Source organism: Vibrio sp. Y176, assembly GCF_033438945.1.
Genome location: NZ_JAWOQS010001146.1, coordinates 1 through 525 on the forward strand (window position 1 = coordinate 1; position 525 = coordinate 525).

General features: G+C 46.3%; 1 protein-coding gene. It reads right to left on the minus strand.

Going from position 1 to position 525, the window contains the following annotated elements:
- Nucleotides 1-525, minus strand: a 525-nt coding sequence (locus R7O13_RS30665; RefSeq protein WP_318305695.1) for a DDE-type integrase/transposase/recombinase, incomplete at both ends; no start/stop codon positions are given.

Sequence of the window (525 nt, forward strand, 5' to 3'; positions counted from 1 at the left end):
AACTTGCTATCGGGAGAGACTGACATCGCCCAACCAATCGGCTTTTTAGCGAACAAATCAATGACGACAGCAAGGTACATCCACCGCTGTCCCGTCCAGACATATGTCACATCTCCCACCCAGACTTGGTTTGGAGAGGTAACGGCAAATTGTCGAGATAGATGGTTGGGGATCTCTACGTGTTCTTGCGATGCCTTTCTATAACGATGATGCGGTGTTTGGCAGCTTACCAACCCTAATAATTTCATTATCTTAGAAGCTCGATAACGTGTCAGTTTTATACCTTGAGCTGTCACCATGTCGGCAATGCTTCTCGCACCAGCAGAGCCGTTGCTTGCCATATGAACTTCTTTAATGAGACTTTTTAGTTTCACCAACTCAGGGGATACACGTTTAGGGCGACAACGCCAGTATTTGTAACTGCTGCGGTGGACACTGAACACATGACATAAGGTGGTTATATTAAAGCTCTGCCTGAGTTTCTCGATTATCGCGAGTTGTTCAGTGAGTCCGACATCAAGAGAG